Origin of the sequence: Macrococcus sp. S115, from assembly GCF_030067655.1 — a bacterium.
Classification (GTDB): Bacteria; Bacillota; Bacilli; order Staphylococcales; family Staphylococcaceae; genus Macrococcoides; species Macrococcoides psychrotolerans.
This window is the reverse complement of sequence record NZ_JASJES010000002.1, coordinates 14,193-34,314: the sequence shown is the minus strand read 5'-3', so window position 1 is coordinate 34,314 and position 20,122 is coordinate 14,193. Positions and strand designations below refer to the sequence as shown.

General features: G+C 36.6%; 22 protein-coding genes. 14 read left to right on the top strand and 8 right to left on the bottom strand.

Annotated features, from left to right (window positions below; all coding sequences use genetic code 11):
• The first annotated feature begins 59 nt into the window (after nt 1-59).
• Genes ahrC through QNJ52_RS03260 form a run of 4 tightly spaced genes read left to right on the top strand, consistent with a single transcriptional unit; the run spans nt 60 to nt 3,604 of the window.
• Entirely contained in the window at nt 60-512 is a 453-nt protein-coding gene (gene ahrC / locus QNJ52_RS03275; protein WP_219491903.1) for a transcriptional regulator AhrC/ArgR, read from the top strand.
• A gap of 12 nt (nt 513-524) precedes the next feature.
• Nucleotides 525-2,192, top strand: a complete 1,668-nt coding sequence (gene recN, locus QNJ52_RS03270; RefSeq protein ID WP_283721878.1) for a DNA repair protein RecN — start codon at nt 525-527, stop codon at nt 2,190-2,192.
• Nucleotides 2,193-2,204: 12 nt separating this feature from the next.
• On the top strand, nt 2,205-2,876 hold the full coding sequence (locus tag QNJ52_RS03265) for a response regulator (protein WP_099483049.1): 672 nt from the start codon (nt 2,205-2,207) through the stop codon (nt 2,874-2,876).
• Between the two features lie 2 nt (nt 2,877-2,878).
• The gene (locus QNJ52_RS03260) at nt 2,879-3,604 is read left to right on the top strand and encodes a glycerophosphodiester phosphodiesterase (protein WP_219491894.1); all 726 of its coding nucleotides are present in this window, start codon (nt 2,879-2,881) and stop codon (nt 3,602-3,604) included.
• 30 nt (nt 3,605-3,634) lie between these two features.
• On the opposite strand, the gene QNJ52_RS03255 is transcribed toward QNJ52_RS03260, so the two are convergent.
• The gene (locus tag QNJ52_RS03255; RefSeq protein WP_099483051.1) at nt 3,635-3,868 is read right to left on the bottom strand and encodes a DUF2627 domain-containing protein; all 234 of its coding nucleotides are present in this window, start codon (nt 3,866-3,868) and stop codon (nt 3,635-3,637) included.
• A 172-nt stretch (nt 3,869-4,040) separates the two neighbouring features.
• On the opposite strand from QNJ52_RS03255, the gene QNJ52_RS03250 reads away from it, so the two are divergent.
• The 5 genes from QNJ52_RS03250 to gndA all read left to right on the top strand — a co-directional run bounded on the left by QNJ52_RS03250 (nt 4,041) and on the right by gndA (nt 9,533).
• Complete coding sequence (locus tag QNJ52_RS03250; RefSeq protein WP_120785616.1) at nt 4,041-5,135, top strand: Glu/Leu/Phe/Val dehydrogenase dimerization domain-containing protein; 1,095 nt, start codon at nt 4,041-4,043, stop codon at nt 5,133-5,135.
• Nucleotides 5,136-5,308: 173 nt separating this feature from the next.
• Nucleotides 5,309-5,746, top strand: coding sequence for a BrxA/BrxB family bacilliredoxin (locus tag QNJ52_RS03245; RefSeq protein ID WP_219491888.1), 438 nt, complete (start codon nt 5,309-5,311; stop codon nt 5,744-5,746).
• A 3-nt stretch (nt 5,747-5,749) separates the two neighbouring features.
• Nucleotides 5,750-6,718, top strand: coding sequence for an aromatic acid exporter family protein (locus tag QNJ52_RS03240; protein ID WP_099483053.1), 969 nt, complete (start codon nt 5,750-5,752; stop codon nt 6,716-6,718).
• Between the two features lie 245 nt (nt 6,719-6,963).
• Nucleotides 6,964-8,070, top strand: a complete 1,107-nt coding sequence (locus QNJ52_RS03235; protein WP_219491886.1) for a M20/M25/M40 family metallo-hydrolase — start codon at nt 6,964-6,966, stop codon at nt 8,068-8,070.
• A gap of 59 nt (nt 8,071-8,129) precedes the next feature.
• Entirely contained in the window at nt 8,130-9,533 is a 1,404-nt protein-coding gene (gene gndA / locus QNJ52_RS03230; RefSeq protein ID WP_283721877.1) for an NADP-dependent phosphogluconate dehydrogenase, read from the top strand.
• Between the two features lie 110 nt (nt 9,534-9,643).
• On the opposite strand, the gene QNJ52_RS03225 is transcribed toward gndA, so the two are convergent.
• The 3 genes from QNJ52_RS03225 to zwf all read right to left on the bottom strand — a co-directional run bounded on the left by QNJ52_RS03225 (nt 9,644) and on the right by zwf (nt 12,725).
• Nucleotides 9,644-10,492, bottom strand: coding sequence for an AraC family transcriptional regulator (locus QNJ52_RS03225; RefSeq protein ID WP_283721876.1), 849 nt, complete (start codon nt 10,490-10,492; stop codon nt 9,644-9,646).
• A gap of 10 nt (nt 10,493-10,502) precedes the next feature.
• Nucleotides 10,503-11,102 (bottom strand): SAM-dependent methyltransferase, encoded by a 600-nt coding sequence (locus QNJ52_RS03220; protein ID WP_283721875.1) that lies wholly within the window; start codon nt 11,100-11,102, stop codon nt 10,503-10,505.
• Nucleotides 11,103-11,246: 144 nt separating this feature from the next.
• A complete protein-coding gene (gene zwf, locus QNJ52_RS03215; protein ID WP_219491873.1) occupies nt 11,247-12,725 on the bottom strand; it encodes a glucose-6-phosphate dehydrogenase in 1,479 nt (492 codons plus the stop codon).
• A 106-nt stretch (nt 12,726-12,831) separates the two neighbouring features.
• Here zwf and rnz point away from each other — a divergent pair, with 106 nt between their 5' ends.
• On the top strand, nt 12,832-13,752 hold the full coding sequence (gene rnz, locus QNJ52_RS03210; RefSeq protein WP_219491872.1) for a ribonuclease Z: 921 nt from the start codon (nt 12,832-12,834) through the stop codon (nt 13,750-13,752).
• Nucleotides 13,753-13,834: 82 nt separating this feature from the next.
• On the opposite strand, the gene proC is transcribed toward rnz, so the two are convergent.
• Nucleotides 13,835-14,638 (bottom strand): pyrroline-5-carboxylate reductase, encoded by an 804-nt coding sequence (proC, locus tag QNJ52_RS03205; protein ID WP_219491869.1) that lies wholly within the window; start codon nt 14,636-14,638, stop codon nt 13,835-13,837.
• Nucleotides 14,639-14,716: 78 nt separating this feature from the next.
• On the opposite strand from proC, the gene QNJ52_RS03200 reads away from it, so the two are divergent.
• Nucleotides 14,717-15,463 carry an SDR family NAD(P)-dependent oxidoreductase gene (locus QNJ52_RS03200; protein ID WP_219491867.1) on the top strand — a complete coding sequence of 249 codons (747 nt, stop codon included), beginning with the start codon at nt 14,717-14,719 and terminating at the stop codon, nt 15,461-15,463.
• On the opposite strand, the gene QNJ52_RS03195 is transcribed toward QNJ52_RS03200, so the two are convergent.
• Together QNJ52_RS03195 and QNJ52_RS03190 are read right to left on the bottom strand one after the other, a co-directional pair.
• On the bottom strand, nt 15,464-16,405 hold the full coding sequence (locus tag QNJ52_RS03195; RefSeq protein WP_219491865.1) for an alpha/beta hydrolase: 942 nt from the start codon (nt 16,403-16,405) through the stop codon (nt 15,464-15,466).
• On the bottom strand, nt 16,402-17,313 hold the full coding sequence (locus tag QNJ52_RS03190; protein ID WP_283721874.1) for an aldo/keto reductase: 912 nt from the start codon (nt 17,311-17,313) through the stop codon (nt 16,402-16,404). The genes QNJ52_RS03195 and QNJ52_RS03190 overlap by 4 nt, the downstream gene beginning before the upstream one ends.
• A gap of 65 nt (nt 17,314-17,378) precedes the next feature.
• On the opposite strand from QNJ52_RS03190, the gene QNJ52_RS03185 reads away from it, so the two are divergent.
• The 3 genes from QNJ52_RS03185 (at nt 17,379) to xerD (ending at nt 19,473) form a co-directional block, all read left to right on the top strand.
• Nucleotides 17,379-17,915: an NUDIX hydrolase gene (locus QNJ52_RS03185; RefSeq protein ID WP_283721873.1), complete on the top strand. Its 537-nt coding sequence runs from the start codon at nt 17,379-17,381 to the stop codon at nt 17,913-17,915.
• A 115-nt stretch (nt 17,916-18,030) separates the two neighbouring features.
• On the top strand, nt 18,031-18,510 hold the full coding sequence (gene fur, locus QNJ52_RS03180; RefSeq protein WP_283721872.1) for a ferric iron uptake transcriptional regulator: 480 nt from the start codon (nt 18,031-18,033) through the stop codon (nt 18,508-18,510).
• A 75-nt stretch (nt 18,511-18,585) separates the two neighbouring features.
• Nucleotides 18,586-19,473: a site-specific tyrosine recombinase XerD gene (xerD, locus tag QNJ52_RS03175; RefSeq protein ID WP_120785604.1), complete on the top strand. Its 888-nt coding sequence runs from the start codon at nt 18,586-18,588 to the stop codon at nt 19,471-19,473.
• A 120-nt stretch (nt 19,474-19,593) separates the two neighbouring features.
• Here the strand turns inward: xerD and QNJ52_RS03170 are convergent, their stop codons facing one another.
• Nucleotides 19,594-20,112 carry a DUF309 domain-containing protein gene (locus QNJ52_RS03170; RefSeq protein WP_219491854.1) on the bottom strand — a complete coding sequence of 173 codons (519 nt, stop codon included), beginning with the start codon at nt 20,110-20,112 and terminating at the stop codon, nt 19,594-19,596.
• Nucleotides 20,113-20,122 lie beyond the last annotated feature (10 nt).

The window sequence follows — 20,122 nt, the reverse complement described above, 5'->3', positions numbered from 1 at the left end:
TACAATGATACATGTCTATGATAGAATATAATGTATAAATATGCACATGGAGGTGCGCAATGGCCAACAAGACGATGCGACAAATTAAAATTAGAGAGATCATTTCTAATCAGCATATTGAAACACAGGAAGAACTGGTAGAAAAATTAAATGAAATCAACCTAAATGTAACTCAGGCAACCATTTCGAGAGATATAAAAGAGCTACAGCTTATTAAAGTACCGACTAAGGACGGACAATATGTATATTCTCTACCAAGAGATCGCAAGTATCACCCGATTGATAAACTCGGACGATATTTGATGGATTCTTTTGTAAAACTAGATGGTACGGAGAACTTACTCGTCTTAAAGACATTACCAGGTAATGCACAATCCATTGGAGCCATCATTGATCAGCTTGAATGGGATGAAGTAATCGGTACAATTTGTGGAGATGACACATGCTTATTGATATGTAGAGATAAATCTGCTGCAGCGCAGGTTACGGAACGTATTTTTAACATGTTATAATGGGGGTATTAGATGCTTGTTTCATTATCTATTCAGCAGTTTGCAATTATTGAATCATTAGAGATTGAACTTAAAAATGGCTTAACAGTATTAAGTGGAGAAACTGGGGCAGGAAAGTCAATTATTATTGATGCGATTGGGCAGTTGATTGGAATGCGTGCGAGTCAGACTATGGTTCGTCATGGAGAAAAAAAAGCAGTTGTAGAAGGTGTATTTGATATTGAGAACAATGATAAGGTGATATACCTGCTTGAACAAAAAGAGATACCACTCGATGATTTTATGCTTGTCAAGCGCGAAATTTTTAAAAGCGGTAAAAGTCTTTGTAGAATAAATAACCACCTGATAACGTTAACTGAACTTCGTGAAGTTATGCAAGAGCTTCTTGATATTCATGGACAACACGAAACACAGCATCTACTAAAACCGAAATATCATATTATGCTGCTCGATGAATATTCAGAGCAGGACTATCAGAAGTTATATGAAGAATACAGAGCGTATTACTTTGACTACAAAGAGAAACAGAAGGAGCTAGAACAGCTCCAGCAAAAAGATGAAGCACTGCTTCAAAGACTTGATCTGATAAAATATCAGTATAAAGAGTTATCGGATAAAAATCTTGTGGTGAATGAAAAAGAACGTTTAGAAGAAGAGATTAACCGACTTGAAAACTTTGAAAAATTAAACGATGTCTTATCGAAATCGATAACGCTGCTTAATGATGAGGGAAAATTACTGGAATTATTGTTTGATTTTAAAGAGCAGCTGACAGAAGTAAGTGCAATTATTCCTGAAAAGTTTGATAAAACAAAAGAAGAAGTAGAAGGGCTATATTATATTTTAGATGACACAAAGCATACATTACATGATGCACTTTCGAATAACGATTATGATGAACAGGAGCTTAATGATTTACAAGCTCGTTTGAATGATATCCAATTTTTAGAACGAAAGTATGGTAAATCCTTAAATGATCTAATTCCATTTATTGAGGAACTGCAAGCGGAAATCAATAAAATAGAAAATATCGAAGAATCGACAACGCAACTTCACCAGGCTATCGCACACCTATACGACAAAGTTATGACTTCAGGGTCACAACTGAGCAAAGCAAGACGACGCGTTGCGCAGAGTCTCAGAGATAACATTTTAGATGAGATCCACCATCTTGAGATGAAAGGTGCAAACTTTGAAATGGCTTTCCATAAAACTGAACCGACAAGTGAAGGAATCGAGTCATTGGAATTTATGATTAGTCCAAATAAAGGTGAACCTTTGAAACCATTATATAAAATTGCTTCAGGTGGGGAACTTTCTCGTATTATGTTAGCCCTAAAGAGTATATTTGCAGAATCAAAAGGAAAGACTGCTATATTGTTTGATGAAGTAGACACTGGCGTTTCAGGTAAAGTAGCACAGAAAATGGCTGAAAAGATGCATGATATATCTGAGTATATTCAAGTGATATGCATATCACATTTGCCTCAGGTTGCTGCAATCAGTGATCATCATCTCTATATAGAGAAGATCGAACATGATGATCGCACGATTACTCAGATTACAGAACTTGATGGAGAGATGAGAATTCATGAAGTTGCAAGAATGATATCGGGGGTAGAGGTCACACCGTTAACGCTTGATCATGCAGCAGAATTAATTGCTCAAAACACTAAGTAGAAGAGGGATAATATGGTACTTAAAGTTGCAATAGTTGATGATTCAAGGGAATTAGCACTCTCGATCAAGTCCTATCTAGAACAATATGACATGAAGGTCGTAGCGATGTGTCATAATGGAAAAGATGCAGTGCACATGATTGAAACATGCGATTTTGATCTACTTCTACTTGATCTGATTCTCCCGTACATTGATGGTATTGGCTTACTTGAAAAATATATTCCTAGATCTCATGAGTATAAGATAATCTGTTTAAGCGCCTTTGGCAAAGACTCGATTTTAAGAGAGGCGATGTCGTTAGGTGTCGATTATTTCATACTTAAGCCGATTAATTTTGATAATTTTATCAGCAGAATCTATCAAATTTGCAATATGGATTTTGTTGATCATACAGATCAGCTGTTGAATAACTTAGGCTTTAACGACAAACATAAAGGAACAAGATATTTAAAGGATGCACTTGATATTGTGAGCAAACATCCAAATGAGAAAATTCAACTGACGATCATGTTATATCCTGAAATCGCTGAATTACATCAAGTGAAATCGGCGAATGTTGAAAGGTCTATTCGCCATGCGATAGAAAAAGCATGGAGCAATGGGTTAGAACAAATTTTTAAGGAGCAGGGCAGATACATAAAGCCGACAATTGGTGAACTTATTAAATTTCTGAAGGATGGATAGTTATGGTAATGATATTTGCACACCGAGGATATTCCGCTAAATACCCAGAAAACTCATTACTTGCCTTTAATAAGGCAGTCGAATATGGTGCAGACGGCTTCGAATTAGATATACATCTGACCAAAGATGAACAGATCGTTGTGATTCATGATCATACAATCAACCGAACAACAACTGGAAGAGGAAAAGTTGTAGAAATGTCATTTGATGAAATTCAGCAGTTTAACATTAAGAACGGCCTCTTTAATGTGACTGATGAAAAGGTGCCGCTACTCAGTGAAGTTTTAGATATCGTGAAAAAGCATAATAAGCTATTAAATATCGAAATTAAAGCTGAAGCAGGTAAGATAGAGATAAAATTACATGAACTATTAACGCGTTATGATATTATTGATCAGATTATCATATCAAGCTTTAATATTGAAAGTTTAGTTAAGATGGAAGCGTTAGATTCATCATACGAAACTGCTTTGTTATTTGATAGATATCATACGTCACCTTGGGACTATAAGACAAGTCATAATATAAAGAGTATCCATCCGAATGCAAAGCATATCACGATTGATCACCTTGTTGAACTAGAACATAATGAACTTCCAGCAAGAGTATATACAGTAAACAAAGAAAAAGATCTGAAGACATGGATGAGTAGCAGTGTTACCGGGATTATTACAGATGAAGTTGAACGTGCAGTCCAATTAAAACGAACGAAAAAAATCGAGAGCTGAGTTTACAGCATCTCGATTTTTTGAATATAATTATTTACGGAACTTTTGCTGTGCTCGTTTACTTTTCTTTTCGATGTGCAGTATATATCCACCGACAAAACTAACACCAAGCACCATCAAAACAAACCCAATAATAAATTGTAGCCAAATATAATGGAGCTCTGGAACAAGAATACCAAAAAGTGCATCTCTCATCCATTTAATACCTAATCCAGCCAAATAGATTGGAACAACAAGCACCATCAATGCAATAACCTTTTTCAAAACATCACCAATTTCATTTTTATATATCGTTATTATAACATGATTGTATTAATTTGATAGTCGAAAAATATGCTGCAATCTAATAAAACTTCGTAAATTGAAATATTTAATTGTTAGTACTATAATAAAAATGTAAGCAGTTACATATCTTGATCTGAAAAGGGGAATAGCAATGATATTTGAAACATTAGAACGATACGATTATGAGCAGGTTGTATTCTGTCAGGATAAGGCGAGCGGTCTTAAAGCAATCATAGCAATACATGATTCAACGCTAGGTCCTGCACTTGGGGGATGCAGAATGTGGCCATATAATAGTGAAGAAGAAGCAATTGAAGACGCGCTTCGATTAGCTCGTGGAATGACGTATAAGAACGCAGCAGCGGGACTTAATCTAGGTGGTGCGAAGACGGTTGTCATCGGCGATCCTAAGAAAGATAAGTCTGAAGCGATGTTCAGAGCGTTAGGACGTTATATCCAAAGTCTAAATGGTCGTTATATTACTGCAGAAGATGTCGGTACATCCGTTACAGATATGGACACGATATATGCAGAAACTGACTATGTTGTAGGATTATCAGAAAGTTATGGATCAAGCGGTAATCCAAGCCCGATGACAGCGTTAGGCGTATATCGTGCGATGAAACGTACGGCCAAAGAAGCATTTGGCGATGACAGCTTAGCAGGTAAGACGATTTCTGTACAAGGTGTAGGAAATGTGTCTTATACTTTATGTAAATATTTACACGAAGAAGGTGCGAAACTAATCGTTACAGATATCTTCCAGGAATCAATTGATCGCGCGGTGAATGACTTCGGCGCAACTGCAGTGAAGCCTGAGGAAATCTATTCTGTTGAAGCGGATATCTTTGCACCATGTGCATTAGGCGCTGTTCTAAACGATGATACAATTCCACAACTGAAAGTTAAGGCAGTGTGTGGATCTTCGAATAACCAGCTGAAGGATATGGAAATCCATGCAGCGATGCTTAAAGAAAGAAATATTATCTATGCACCAGACTTTGTTGTAAACTCTGGGGGAGTTATTAATGTAGCTGATGAGTTAAGCGGCTATAACCAGGACCGTGCAACAAAAAAAGTCAATGAAATCTATGATCAGATGGATAAAGTATTTGAAATCGCGAAACGTGATAACATTTCAACAGCTTTAGCAGCAGAACGCTTAGCTGAAGAACGTATTGATCAGATGATGCGTGTACGTAGTACATTTAGTTTGAATGAACATTCTTTGATTTCGAGACGTTAAGAGCTATTCTAAGCACCTACAAAAGATTTTTGCAGGTGCTTTTCTTTTAATGTCGGTAGCAGAATGAATTAAAAGCTTATCTATATGTGTTAAAATTTCACGAATTAATCACTAGATTTAACAGGCTTTATTCGTTATGATAGTTGTATCAATTTAGAAGAGGTGTTATATCAATGGATATGAATTTCAATATGTATATGGAAGATTTTGTTAACACAGCGCGTCAAGAGATTGAGAATGCAGGGTATAAACAATTAACGACGTCTGAAGCGGTAAATGAAACATTCGATAAGCCTGGTACAACTTTTGTTATGATTAATTCGGTTTGTGGGTGTGCGGGTGGAATAGCTCGTCCAGCTGCAGCTCATGCTGTTCACTATGATAAATTACCGGATCAGCTTGTAACAGTATTTGCAGGTCAGGATAAAGAAGCAACTGCTACAGCGCGTGAATATTTCGAAGGTTATCCACCAAGCAGTCCATCATTTGCATTACTTAAAGATGGTAAGATTATCTCTATGATTGAAAGACATGAAATTGAAGGTCATGATCCTATGAGTGTTATTACAAATATTCAAGCATTATTCGAAGAGCATTGCGAAGAGCGTTAATAGATGAAGATTAGACCTTATCGTATTGGATTCAGAACGATAAAGACAGCATTCGGGATGGCTCTGGGTGTAATTATCTGTAAGTTATTAGGACTTGATAATTACGCATCAGCAGCCATCCTGGTTGTTTTATGTGTAAAAAATACACGTGTAAAGTCATTGCAGGCAGCCAGCGCGCGTTTCTTTTCGTGTATGCTAGGATTACTGTTTTCTTATCTATTCTTTACGCATCTTGGGTTTAATCCAGTCGTGCTCGGTTTACTTGTACTAGTCTTTATTCCAGTGACTGTTATGTTCGGTATTGAAGAAGGTGTAGTCACCAGTTGTGTCATCATTCTACATTGTTTTAATTTTGGTTATATAAACCGACACGTAATAATCAATGAAATAACTTTGATTGTCGTCGGACTTGGCATTGCATTATTGCTTAATCTATATATGCCGGACTTATCAATGCGATTGAATGAGTATAAGAAAGAAATCGAAGCAGAGTTTCAGGTCATCGTCTCAAAGTTGAGTGATGCGCTTATCTATCCAGAAATAGCACTAGATAAACAACAGATTGTTAAGCTGCATCAGACGATAGAACGTGCTAAATCTGTAGCATATACAGAAGTGGAGAATCATTTTACAAGAAATGAAAATTCATACTATCATTACTTTAATATGCGTGAAGCACAGCTTGAACTTCTGTTACGGATGGTGGACCTAATTAACCAGATGGACCATAGTGATAAGCTTCATGTTAATTGTAGTAATCTATTACAAGACTTATCAAGCAATATATCCAGCAACAATTTCACTGCTATCCGATTACATGACCTATATGCTATTATGCTGGATGTTGAAAAGTATCCTTTACCGATGAATAATAAACAGTTGAAATCAAGAGCAGCTTTAATCCAGCTTCTGAATGAGATTGAGCAGTATCTTGAGATTAAATCAAATTTTGGATCACTAAAACTCTACTAAAAAATCAGGACGCAGTCCTGATTTTTTAGTTCGTTAAATATGGTAGTACACTGCTTAAAATAAGAGCAGATACTATAAGTACAAGTAAAATGATGATTGTAAAACGTAAAAGATTTTTGTTCAAGGAAACCATCCTTTCATAAGTATTAAAATAATTATAACAAATGTCTCATGCCAATGCTTAGACTTTTCTGTTTACCTAACCTTTGGTACATTAGTAGTAACGAAAAAAAAGGAGAGATGATATGGATACTGAACGATTAGTAGAAACATTTAAAAGTCTTGTCAAGATTGATAGTGAAACAGGACATGAAAGAGCAATCGCTGATCACCTTAAAAATGTATTTTCAGAGCTCGGACTGCAAGTAGAAGAAGATGACACTCAGCAAAAGACAGGTTTTGGTGCGGGCAATCTTTTTATTACATTAAAAGGAAACACAGATCAAAAACCGATATTATTATCTTGTCACATGGATACGGTGACACCTGGTCAAGGTATAGAACCGATTGTAACCGATGGTATCATCCATACTGATGGTAGTACCATTCTTGGTGCGGATGATAAAGCAGGTATTGCAGCAATTATCGAAACGATTCAGACATTGCAAGAAGAGCATCGTGACCATGGTGAAATTCAAATCGTGATTACTGTAGGAGAGGAGTCATCACTAGTCGGGGCTAGAGCTTTAGATGGTAGTAAATTAGTTGACGGCTATGGATTTGCATTGGATGCAGGTAACAAAGTCGGTACAATCGTCAATAGAGCCCCTAATAATGCATCATTAAATGTCACTATTAAAGGTGTTACAGCACACGCTGGTGTTGAGCCTGAAAAAGGTGTAAGTGCAATTAATATAGCTTCACGTGCAATCAGTAATATGAAGCTCGGAAGAATAGATGGTGAAACTACTGCAAATATTGGCCGTATAGAAGGTGGAGAAAAAACGAATATTGTAGCTGACAGCTGCTTTATACTCGCTGAAGCAAGAAGCCTGGATGAGGAAAAGATGCATCAACAAGTACAGCACATGAAAGAGGCATTTTTAACAGCCGCTGCAGAACTTGGTGGGTCAGCAGACGTAGAAGTTACTGTGAATTATCCATCATTCCATGTACCTGAAGAAAGCGAAGTAATAAAGATAGCACAGCAATCAGCACTTAATATCGGTCGAACGCCTGAGGTGGTATCCAATGGTGGCGGTAGTGATGCCAACTTTATTAATAGTTATGGTGTTCCAACAGTTGTTCTTGCGGTTGGTTATGAGAAGATTCATACAGTAAATGAAAGAATTGCAGTTACGGAGATGGAGAAATTAACAGAACAGGTCCTTGAAATCATCAAGCTTGTTTAATCAAAGTGACATTACAATATGTTATAATGAAATGGAATAATTATTGAAAGAGGTAGAGTATGAGTAAACAACAAATAGGTGTTATTGGTCTTGCAGTTATGGGTAAAAATCTTGCATGGAATATTGAATCGAGAGGTAATTCTGTTTCAGTCTATAATCGTTCAAGTGACAAAACAGACTTAATGATGAAAGAATCAACTGGTAAGAATATTCATCCGACATATACTTTGGAAGAATTCGTAAATAGTCTTGAAACTCCCCGAAAGATTATGATGATGGTTAAAGCAGGAGAAGCAACAGATGCGACAATTGAAAGTCTATTGCCATTATTAGATAAAGGTGACATTCTAATTGACGGCGGCAATACCAATTATAATGATACGATTCGACGTAATGTCTATCTTTCTGAAAAAGGAATCAACTTTATCGGAACGGGTGTTTCTGGTGGTGAAGAAGGCGCACTTCACGGTCCATCTATCATGCCAGGTGGTCAGAAGGAAGCTTATGAACTCGTTAAACCGATTCTAGAATCTATTGCAGCAAAAGCTAAGGATGGCAAGCCGTGTGTCGCTTATATTGGTCCAGATGGAGCTGGACATTATGTGAAGATGGTACATAACGGTATAGAATATGCGGATATGCAGCTTATAGCAGAAAGCTATGATCTGATGAAGAATGTACTCAATATGTCACATCAAGAAATTGCAGAAACATTTAAGACATGGAATGAAGGAGAGCTAGATAGCTATCTTATCGAAATTACGGCTGATATCTTTAATAAGCTAGATGAAGATGGCACACCGCTTGTAGAGAAAGTACTGGACAAAGCAGGACAAAAAGGTACAGGTAAGTGGACATCAATTAATGCGCTTGACTTAGGGGTTCCATTAACGATTATTACCGAATCTGTATTTGCCAGAACGATATCAAGTCAAAAAGATGAACGTGTAATTGCGCATGAAGCTATTCAAAATGAAAAGAATAATTTTGAAGGAAATAAGGATGAATTCCTTGAAGCCATTCGTGAAGCATTATATATGAGTAAGATTTGTTGTTATGCTCAAGGATTTGCACAGATGAAAGAAGCTTCAGACAGCTATAACTGGGACTTACAGCTTGGTGATCTCGCAATGATCTGGCGTGAAGGGTGTATTATACGTGCACAGTTCTTACAAAAGATCAAAGACGCATATGATCTTGATAATGATCTTCAGAATTTATTGCTTGATCCTTATTTTAAAGGGATTGTTGAAAAATATCAGCAAAGTTTAAGAACGGTTGCATCAACTGCAATTTTGACAGGTACACCGGTACCGACTTTTGCTTCTGCAATCAACTATTTTGATTCATATACTGCGAAAGATCTTCCTGCTAACCTTATCCAGGCACAGCGTGATTATTTTGGAGCACACACATATGAAAGAAAAGATAAAGCAGGTACATTCCATACGGACTGGAAATAATAATTTTTTCATTCTGAAAATATAATAAGTAAATTCAAATAAACCAGAACAATACTGTCACTGTACAGCATCGTTCTGGTTTATTTGATATATTGATTTATAATCTGACATTAGAATTGTTTCTCTATAGGAATCCATAGCTCTACTTTATTAAAATGGTTGTCGAATGCATAATCTGAAGGAAGCACATAGACAAACTGCTCATTCCTTAAATAATTAAGTTGAAGATCGACCTGTTTTTCGATAGAATACCAAATCTCACTGAAAATATAATCCAGATGTCCTCTGGATTGAAATACTGCATATTGAGCACGATTGATGGCGGAAGTTTCATAATGATAAGATCGTTCTGACTGAACGCCGATAAATATATGAACACCTGTTATATCCGGATGAAGTGTTACATATAATTTACCATTCGTACTCAAATGCAACAATTCATCGATAAATCCATCCTGGTTTTCATTATAGATTAGATCAGGAATTAAAAATTGATTCGATAGATGCTGGTTATCTATTCTGACGGATTTTCCGACTAACTCAGTATGATCAGCATGTTTTATACTATAATGCGCGGGGGGCTTCGTTGTTGTTGAGAGCTGCATATAAAGGCGATGAACCATCTGGAGTTTCTCTGGATTTGCACGGGCTTGTATCGGAGAAGTTCCATGAAATTCACTAAAAGCTGTACTGAATTCATGAGCACTCGTATAGCCGTACTTTTTTGCAACGTCGACAAGTCTATAGTTTCCGTTCAATAAATAGTTTGCAGCTTCTGTCATCTTCCTGCTGTGGAGGTATTCTTCCACAGTCATTCCTGTGATCATGGTAAAGGACTGTGTAATATGGAATGCACTCTCTTCAAGGTAATTACTAAGGTCATCAAGTGTAAATGACTGTAATAAATGATCTTCAAGATATACGATTGTTTTTTGGACAGTTTCAATTGATTTCATCATTTCACACTTTCTAAATCTCGTAGTTAATAGCGTAGATATGTATCATTTCCTGCTTGTCGTTATCATAGTCTTCTAGCTTGATCGTGTGAAGCAGGGTGATTTCATTGAAATATTGCAAGTAGTTGATATAACTAGCATCAGGATAATACAAGATGAGTAATTTTCTTTGTAAGTCCTTAATTGACAGTAGCGAATCGATAAACTTTTTGAAGATATGTACAGAAAAAGGATTGAATAGAAAGAAAATGCTATCCTGTGCTTTAATATTATAATCCAATATATCACAGTTGATCGCTTCGATATGGCATCGGTGATGCTTTGAATATGCCTGGATATTCTTTAATGCATGCATATAAAGCTGTTTGTTAATTTCGATACCTTTAGTTTGAACTTGTAGCTGATGGGCCGCATAGATTGGTACTCGATGCATCCCTGAGCCGATATCGACAAATACGTCATCAACAGTTATCAATGGCTTAATCATTTGGAATAGTTTTTCGAGATGTATATAGTCTGTCGGTTCATAGCGATGAATTGCACCACGAGAGTATGACTCATAATAAATTTCTGTCTGAATATTAAGCTGGTGATCAAAGTATGCATCGTTCATAAAGTTAAATCCTTTTTATGATTAAGATAACATAAATAAATAGAAAATAAAATTATTACTTTGAATTATAGAGTTGAATCATATTAAATAACACCCGAACAAAAACTGTTCAGGTGTTATTTAATGATAAAGCTGTATATATGTTTAGAAGTCCCACCAATGGAAATTGTCACGACTAAGCAGTAATTCGCTCTTGATTGGTCCGTTGCTCCCTGCTGGGTAGTTTGGAAATGGTGCTGGATTGTTATCCCAGTATTCCGCTACTGTATCAACATATGACCAAGTTGCTTTCAATTCTTCCCAATGCGTAAAGTTTGTCGCATCGCCACGTAAACAGTCATAGATTAATCCTTCGTATGCATCTACGGTATTCATCTTATCTTGTGTAGTCATCGCATAAGAGAGCTTTACAGGCTCTGTGTCGATACCTTCTATATATTTACGAGCATTTAAATGAAGTTCAATGCCTTCGTTTGGCTGAATGTTGATGATCAGCAGATTTGAATCGAGTTCGTTGTCTTTTTGATAATATAGATTCATCGGCATTTCTTTGAATTCTACAACCACTCTGATTTCTTTTTCTTTCATGCGCTTTCCAGTTCTAATATAAAATGGCACACCGGCCCATCTGAAGTTATCAAGCATGACTTTCGCTGCAACGAAAGTAGGGGTATTACTATCTGGTGCGACATTATCTTCATCACGATATTTTTTTACCTTCTCACCGTTGATTTCACCAGCATCATACTGCCCGCGAACAAAATAGCTTTTGACATGTTCTGGTTTGATCTTACGAATGGAACGTAAAGCTTTTACTTTTTCATTTCTGATATCTTCTGATGAGAGTGAGATAGGAGGCTCCATTGCCAGAAGAGAAACGATTTGCAGCATATGATTCTGAACCATGTCTTTAAGGGCGCCACTCTTGTCATAGTAGCCTCCTCGATCTTCAACACCAAGTATTTCAGATGAAGTGACCTGGATATTTGAGATGTATTTATTGTTCCATAATGGTTCGAACATAGCATTGCTAAAGCGGATGACCTCAATGTTTTGCACCATATCTTTTCCGAGATAGTGGTCGATACGATATATTTCTTCTTCTTTGAATGATTTACGAATCTGCTGATTCAACTGTTCAGCAGATTTCAGATCCTTACCGAATGGTTTTTCAATTATTAAACGTTTGAAACCATCCGTCTTTGTAAGGCCACTTAATTTTAAATGATCGGTAACAGTACCAAAGAATTCTGGAGCCATTGCTAAATAAAATAGGCGGTTACCTTGCAGATTAAATTCACTATCCAAAGTTTCTGAAAGAGATTTGAGCGATGCATAGCTTGCTGCATCATTTACATCATGCGGCTGGTAAAATACGTGTTCCATAAAGGCGTCAATCTTATGTGTATCAGCTACGAAGTTCTCGATAGATGCTCTGATTTCAGCTCTGAATTTATCGTTTGACCAGTCACGTCGGCCGATTCCTATGATTGCAATTTGGTCATTGAGATTTCCTTGTTGAAAAAGATGGAACAGGGATGGAAATAATTTACGATGACTTAAGTCGCCTGTTGCACCAAAAATGGTAATTAAGCAGGGAATATTTTGCTTTTTTATATCCAAGATAACTAACCTCGATTCTATTGTTATTCTTTATATTTTTTCATAGAACACATAAAAATACAATTAAAACATGCTATAATTACGTGATGAAAAGGTGGTTTTTAATTTGAAGATTATTTGTTTAGGAACGAGCGCCGGATTACCTACAAAAGAAAGAAATACGCAGACGACGATCCTTTCTTTAAATCCACTCTATAATGAATACTGGATGTTTGATTGTGGGGAAGCAGCACAACATCAAATATTACATACTAACATTAAACTTGGTAAGCTCACGCATATATTTATTTCTCATCTGCATGGAGATCATATCTTTGGACTACCAGGTGTATTAACTTCAAGAAGTTTTCAAGGGGGCCAGGACAAAAAACTGACATTATATGGTCCAGCTGGGTTAAAACAGTTTGTTGATACAGTACTGACGATTTCCTGTTCACATCTTAATTATCCTCTTGAGATTATCGAGATTGATCATGGTGACGAATTTATTATCAATGATATCGAAATAACAGTCGGAGCATTAAAACATGGGATCCCTTCATTCGGATACAGAGTAGTAATGCCTGATACGGCTGGTAACTTAATAAAAGAAAAGTTGATAGCTGAAGGCATCGCTCCAGGTCCGGTCTATAAAGAGTTTAAGTTGCGTGAACAAGTCACAGTAAATGGGAAAATATATAACACTGAGGATTTTAAGACTGCCGGAAAAAAAGGGAAGAGGCTCGTATTTTTTGGAGATACAATGCCTTGTGAAAACGAAGCTTCTTTGGCAGAGAATGCAGATGTTGTTGTACATGAGTGTACATATCTCGATGGGGATGTAGAATTAAGTCATAAATACTATCATAGTCATATTGATGATGTCCTATCTTTTGTCAGTACGGGAAATGTGAAAAAGCTTATTATCAATCATGTCAGCAATCGCTATACTACTAAAGATATAAATCGATTACTAGCTGAAATAGAAACTAAAACAGAATGTGAAGTTTTTATTGCAGATGATTTTTCTGAGTACGATGTGGAATAAAATCAAAAAGACGGCTGGAAACAAAAATCATTTCCTTCCGTCTTTTTTGATTTTATTCATGTATATCGGTGTCACGACCGTTTTATTCACTTAGTTCTTTGCTTCTGTTCAACGCGTGTTCTAAACAATCAATAAATATTTCTTCTATTGGATGCTTGCGCAGAGCATCTAATCCGGCTTTAGTTGTTCCCCCTTTAGAGGTAATATTTTCGCGTAGCTGATCAATTGAAAGTTCTGAGTTTTCCAGCATTCTTCCAGTACCTATAATCAAGTTTCTCACGGCAATATCCGTATCATCAGGAGACAGTCCAAGATGCTTTGCAGCTTTTATATATTCTTCATATACATAGTAAAGAAACGCAGGTCCACTTCCTGTTATTGCAGTGACATCATGAAGAGATTCTTCTTTCACTTCGATAGATGTACCGAATGCTTCCAGTAGGGCATTAAGATTTGATTTAGCATCTTCACCAAAATTATCAGAATAAGATATGCCGGTAACCGATTGCTGAACATGTGCATTCGTATTCGGCATAATGCGTGCGACTGGATTATGTGCATTTAATTTATTCTTAATTTGATTGATTGGAACACCAGCCATCATTGATACAAAGTGGTTTTCTTCAAAGAGATAAGGTTTGATTCGTTGTGCTACTGAATCAAAGTCGTACGGTTTTACCGCCAGGAAGACGAAATCAGCATCTTTTAACAGAGCCTCGTCGTCATAGCTATAATTTATTTGATAAAGTTGATTAAAGCGTTTTAATTCTTCTTCATTAGAGCGGTTCGTGATAAATATATCCTTGCCTTGAATCGTTTTACTCTCAACAAGTCCGATAAAAATGGCACTTGCCATATTACCAGAACCAAAGAACACGATTTTCATACTATCCCTCCATAAATTGTTCATAGCATTTATTATAGTGTAAACTATATATAATTTACAATTGCGATGGTGAGGATTATGAGTAAAAGAATATTGATAACGGGTGCCTCGGGAGGCATTGGAATTAAACTTGCTGAACAGCTTCTAATAGAAGGAAACACGGTGTATGCATGTGCAAGAACATTAAGTAAGCTCTTTCATCTAAGAGAATCGTTCGTTGATCGATGTGTATTGCTATATGCTGACTTTAAGTCAGAGGAGTCAACTTTGGCCTTTATTGAGGAGGTAGCTCGTATTGACTTTGATGTTGTAATATTTTGTGCAGGATTCGCAAATTATCGATCGCTCGTGTCGATGACACCCGAAATAATGAATGAGATGATGTTCGTCAACTATCAAAGTGTCGTCTATATTATCAAGTCGATGTTAAATGAACAACACAAACCGCATTTCATTATACTAGGTTCATTGGCGGCTCATGCAGCGACCCCAGGAGGGGCAATCTATTCTGCTTCTAAAGCTGCACTCAATCAAACGATAAATGCTTTGCGGCTCGAGATGCCTGAAGCTTCATTTACTGTTGTCAACACAGGTCCAGTAGATACAGAATTTATCTTTAAGGCGAGCGGCAATGTATCTCTCTTAAATCGTCTGATTATGATACGTAGTGATATACTGACACAAGAAATAATAAAGGCAATACACAATCCACGAAGAGAAATTAATCGTCCAAAGTGGATGTATATTGCTTTAAAGGTGTATAACCTCGCTCCACGCTCCATCGAAAAGATGTTCAAACCATTTTTTATGACAAAAGTAAAATGATTATGGCTGAGCTGGAGGCAATAGGTTGTATGTTTCAAGAAAGTTTTGTACGACTTTCTTATATGTCAGAGGGTTGACGTTATAGCTCGCAGCATGACCACCATGTTCCGGATACCAGCGCATCTTAGGTCCAATCTTCTTGTTATAAAGGTCAACGGAATGTGTATATGGGATAAATGTATCTGGTTTTGAATGGATGAACAGGATAGGTTGTTCGACATTGTGTATGACATTGATAGGTGAGACCTGATTTAAGGTGAAATGTGTTCTTAGTCTTAATATTCGATTCATAGAATAGAGAAGGAAGCCGCTTCCTAATCTCGACTTTTGTTCGATGATCTGAGTCAGCAGCTGACTAAAGTTACTAAAAGCGCAATCAGAAATATAGAACTCAGCTTCATTTGCGAGCTCTCCAGCATAGAGCAATGTTGTTGCTGCACCCATAGACTCACCATGAATGCCAAACTTAATATCATAGCCATACTGCTCCTTCAAGAAGGTGATCACACTTTCCAGATCGGTTTTTTCATAGTATCCATATGTTGAGTGATTACCCTCACTTTGGCCATGTCTTCTATGATCAAAGATGATACCATTAAAGCCTAATGATATGAATAGATTTAAATATTTTATGCTTGTTATCTTATTCTCGGTGACACCATGACAAAAAATCATCCAGTAATTATGTTGATAAGGCTTAACCACTGTTCCGCTAAGATTATAGCCGTTGCGTGAGTGAATTGTTACATCGATTGGATTCAATGCTTTAAAGGCTTGTTCATCCAGCCGTTTTGCTTTGATCTCTCTTCTCCTGATTACTTCAACGTCTCTTAGCTTAAAGTTCAGAAGATAATTTGAAGCAATAATACCAGTGATGCTGGAAGTAATACCACTCGCAACAGATAGACCTAACAATGTGTTTATCAGTGTTCTTGATTTCATTTAATATGATCCTTATAATCAATATCTTTAAAAAATCTCCTTACTTGTTCGATGTTTGATCCTTGTTGCTTCAACGCATTTTCGAAATGCTTAATATTTTCCAGTAACTGTTCCTTGCTTGATGCACCATTTACAATCGATGCTACAGGATACTGCAGTAAATATTGATACGCAAGTTCAGTTAGATTTCCAGAACGCTTAGCTTGATCAATACTCTGTTTTAATGCTTCATAACTCGAGTCTAAAATGCCGTCTTTAAATTTAGTATCTAGTATGCGGGATGCATGATCTGTCAGTAGACCTTTCATTAAAGGACCTCTTGCCAATATTCGAACATCGTGCTTCTCGATACTTTCAATAAGCTGCTCTGGTCTATTATCGATTAAACTGAACTGCATCATTATTGTGTCAATATTGCTATGTTCAAGGTAATAATCAATAACGTTCGGTCTGATAGAGCTTATGCCATAAGCACGAATTAATCCTTCTTTCTTTAAGCTTTCAAACGTGTCTATGACTTCATCCTTATTATCTTCAATTGTCCCGCCATGCAGCATATATAAATCCAGATAATCTGTCTTTAAACGGGCTAAGCTGTCAGTAATACTACGTTTTATGTGAGATTTAGAAGGATTCCATTTAACTTCATCGTTAATCATATTAAACTCATTCCCAACTTTAGAAGCAAGGGTTACTTCATGTCTGAGCTTGTTAGAACTCAGAAATTCCCCAATAGTTTCCTCGTTATGTCCTTTTTGATACAAGTCGGCAGTATCAATATAAGTAATATTATTTTCTAACGCCGTCTTTAAAATTTTATCTGCCTCGGCTTGTGTTTGAGGAAGATTCATTGCTCCTAAGCCGAGCTGTGAAAATATAAGACCACTTTTCGTATGATTTGTCTTCAAGATTATTCCTCCATTCGTTATAATAAGTATAGTTTAACATGATAAATGAAAGAGAGTGAATTGATATGGATCTGACAGAGCGTACGATTGAAAAAACACAAATATTTGACGGTAAAGTGATTAAGGTTGAAGAACATATCGTTACATTACCCAATGGCAAAGAAACAGTGAGAGAAGTTGTAAAACATCCAGGAGCTGTTGCGATTCTTGCTGTTAAAGACAATAAGATTCTATTTGTAGAACAATTTCGCAAGGCAATGGAGAAATGTCTGATTGAAGTCCCGGCAGGAAAGGTTGAACCAGGAGAAGAAAGAATAGAAACTGCTAGGCGTGAACTTGAAGAGGAAACTGGGTATACGCCTCTGCAATTATCACTTTTAAAAGAATTCTATGTATCTCCAGGTTTTTGTGATGAATTTATTTCGCTTTATTATACAGATACTTTAGTTGCATCTAACGAACTATCTCCTGATGAGGATGAGTTTGTCAGTCATCATTGGCTGACATTAGATGAAGCTCTGCGCTGGATAGATGAAGGGAAGATAGAAGATGCGAAGACGATTCTTGCGATATTAAATTATCAGCTCAAATTAAGAAAATAAGGTATAAATTAATTATCATTTAATAATTATTCTAATCTGAGAATAAATTTATTTGCATTAATTCTCAATTACTGATATTTTATATATATTAATCGTTACCTTTAGGAGTGAGGATATGCAGGAAAGAATTAATAGAATAAAGGAGCAGTTACATGAAGCTTCTTATAAACTAACCCCTCAAAGGGAAGCGACAGTTACTGTATTATTGGAGAATGAAGCAGATCATCTAAGTGCGGAAGATGTTTTTCTGAAGGTAAAGGAAAAATCTCCTGAAATTGGACTTGCAACGGTTTATCGGACACTGGAGCTTTTAGCTGAACTGAAAGTTGTAGATAAAATAAATTTTGGTGATGGGGTCGCACGTTTTGACCTGAGAAAAGAAGGTGCAAAACACTTCCATCATCACCTTGTGTGCATGAATTGCGGTGCGGTGGAAGAGATTGAAGAAGATTTACTTGAGGATGTTGAGAAAAAGGTTGAACGTGACTATCACTTTCAGATTATGGACCACCGTCTGACCTTTCATGGAATATGTAGAATGTGCACTGAAAAAGGTTTCAGAGCAGATGAACTTAATAAACGTATCAATGAATAAAGAGACTGCAGTCTCTTTTTTTTATATATTCATATAAAATATTATGGTAAACTTAATCTACAAAGAGGTGAGGATATGCAGGAAATCATAGATGAATTTTTACACTTTATTATGATTGAAAAAGGACTGAGTGAAAATACGATCGCAGCGTACAGAAGAGATTTGAATCATTATAAGAAGTTTTTAGAAGAATCACATATTGGTTCTATAGATAATATCGATAGATTTACGATTTCATTATTTCTCGGCAAGTTAAAGGACGATGGTAAATCGTCAAAGACGCTTGCTAGAATCACTGCATCCGTTCGAGGATTCCATCAGTTTGCACTTAGAGAAAAATATGCAGTGAAAGATCCGACAATCATCCTGGAACCGCCAAAATTTGAAAGAAAACTTCCGGATATACTCACGGTTGAGGAAGTTGACATTTTCTTATCTTCACCTGATACTTCTAAAGTAACAGGTAGAAGGGACCAGGCAATGCTCGAACTACTATACGCAACAGGTATGCGCGTGTCAGAACTTATCAATCTGGATGTCGCGGATGTAAATACTATTATGGGCTTTGTTAAAGTGACAGGTAAAGGTAATAAGGAGCGCATTGTCCCTATAGGAACGCATATGATTAAGCTGATGGATGCTTATATTGCGAACACACGTCATAAAATGCTTAAAAAGGAGATGACGGATAGTTTGTTTCTGAATTTCCATGGAAAGCGTATGACTAGACAGGGCTTCTGGAAGATAATGAAACAGGTCCAGGCAGAGTCAGGAATACAAAAAAGGCTGACACCTCATACGTTAAGGCATTCGTTCGCAACACACCTGCTTGAGAACGGTGCAGACTTACGTGCTGTACAGGAGATGCTTGGGCATGCTGATATTTCATCTACGCAGCTATATACACATATCGATACGAAACAAATTCGTGAAGTTTATAAAAATACACACCCGAGAGCATAGGAGAAATGTATGAATAAAAAAAATGCAAGTGAAAATAAGGCATTCAAACCACAGGAACAACGACAGATACTGAAAACATCTGAACATAAGGATGAAAAGCCTCGAAATAATATGATGCTGCTAACCTTTATTACCATGATGGCCGTTGTGTGGGGACTCGTCTATTGGCTTTTTATTGTATAATGCACTGTGTCTAGCCAAAAGGACTTCGGTTCTATCACGCTTCAAATGTTTGTGAATGATATTTTCGTGGATGTCTGATGAAATGTGATGCGCTTTATCACGCAATAACGAACGAACTTCTGGACGCACTGGAAGAGTGATCTGCTGGTATACTGGTGAGTTTATAAGCATATCAATCTCGGATGCTAATCTCGCAATATCAATAAATCGTTCATAATGGGAATCGATATAAAGTTTGAGGATTCGCTTTGCTTTCGACAGTGAGCGATGTCCGCCTGTAATATTGCCACGGCGCATATGATACTGACCAGTTGCAAGTAGTATTAGGCCAACTTCAAAGTCTTGCTTGGTAAATTCAGGTTTATTTTTCCAGAAGTCTTCCAACAGTTCATGACATTCGAAATAATCTCTCAGATATTCAAAATAATAGACGTACTCAGCAATAATAGTTTTCAATTTAACCACT

Excerpts from the sequence above, each read along its gene's own strand:
- ahrC (WP_219491903.1), top strand. The coding sequence starts at position 60 with ATGGCCAACAAGACGATGCGACAAATTAAAATTAGAGAGATCATTTCT.
- recN (WP_283721878.1), top strand. The coding sequence starts at position 525 with ATGCTTGTTTCATTATCTATTCAGCAGTTTGCAATTATTGAATCATTA.
- QNJ52_RS03265 (WP_099483049.1), top strand. The coding sequence starts at position 2,205 with ATGGTACTTAAAGTTGCAATAGTTGATGATTCAAGGGAATTAGCACTC.
- QNJ52_RS03260 (WP_219491894.1), top strand. The coding sequence starts at position 2,879 with ATGGTAATGATATTTGCACACCGAGGATATTCCGCTAAATACCCAGAA.
- QNJ52_RS03250 (WP_120785616.1), top strand. The coding sequence starts at position 4,041 with ATGATATTTGAAACATTAGAACGATACGATTATGAGCAGGTTGTATTC.
- QNJ52_RS03245 (WP_219491888.1), top strand. The coding sequence starts at position 5,309 with ATGGATATGAATTTCAATATGTATATGGAAGATTTTGTTAACACAGCG.
- QNJ52_RS03240 (WP_099483053.1), top strand. The coding sequence starts at position 5,750 with ATGAAGATTAGACCTTATCGTATTGGATTCAGAACGATAAAGACAGCA.
- QNJ52_RS03235 (WP_219491886.1), top strand. The coding sequence starts at position 6,964 with ATGGATACTGAACGATTAGTAGAAACATTTAAAAGTCTTGTCAAGATT.
- gndA (WP_283721877.1), top strand. The coding sequence starts at position 8,130 with ATGAGTAAACAACAAATAGGTGTTATTGGTCTTGCAGTTATGGGTAAA.
- QNJ52_RS03225 (WP_283721876.1), bottom strand. The coding sequence starts at position 10,492 with ATGATGAAATCAATTGAAACTGTCCAAAAAACAATCGTATATCTTGAA.
- QNJ52_RS03220 (WP_283721875.1), bottom strand. The coding sequence starts at position 11,102 with ATGAACGATGCATACTTTGATCACCAGCTTAATATTCAGACAGAAATT.
- proC (WP_219491869.1), bottom strand. The coding sequence starts at position 14,638 with ATGAAAATCGTGTTCTTTGGTTCTGGTAATATGGCAAGTGCCATTTTT.
- QNJ52_RS03200 (WP_219491867.1), top strand. The coding sequence starts at position 14,717 with ATGAGTAAAAGAATATTGATAACGGGTGCCTCGGGAGGCATTGGAATT.
- QNJ52_RS03195 (WP_219491865.1), bottom strand. The coding sequence starts at position 16,405 with ATGAAATCAAGAACACTGATAAACACATTGTTAGGTCTATCTGTTGCG.
- QNJ52_RS03185 (WP_283721873.1), top strand. The coding sequence starts at position 17,379 with ATGGATCTGACAGAGCGTACGATTGAAAAAACACAAATATTTGACGGT.
- fur (WP_283721872.1), top strand. The coding sequence starts at position 18,031 with ATGCAGGAAAGAATTAATAGAATAAAGGAGCAGTTACATGAAGCTTCT.
- xerD (WP_120785604.1), top strand. The coding sequence starts at position 18,586 with ATGCAGGAAATCATAGATGAATTTTTACACTTTATTATGATTGAAAAA.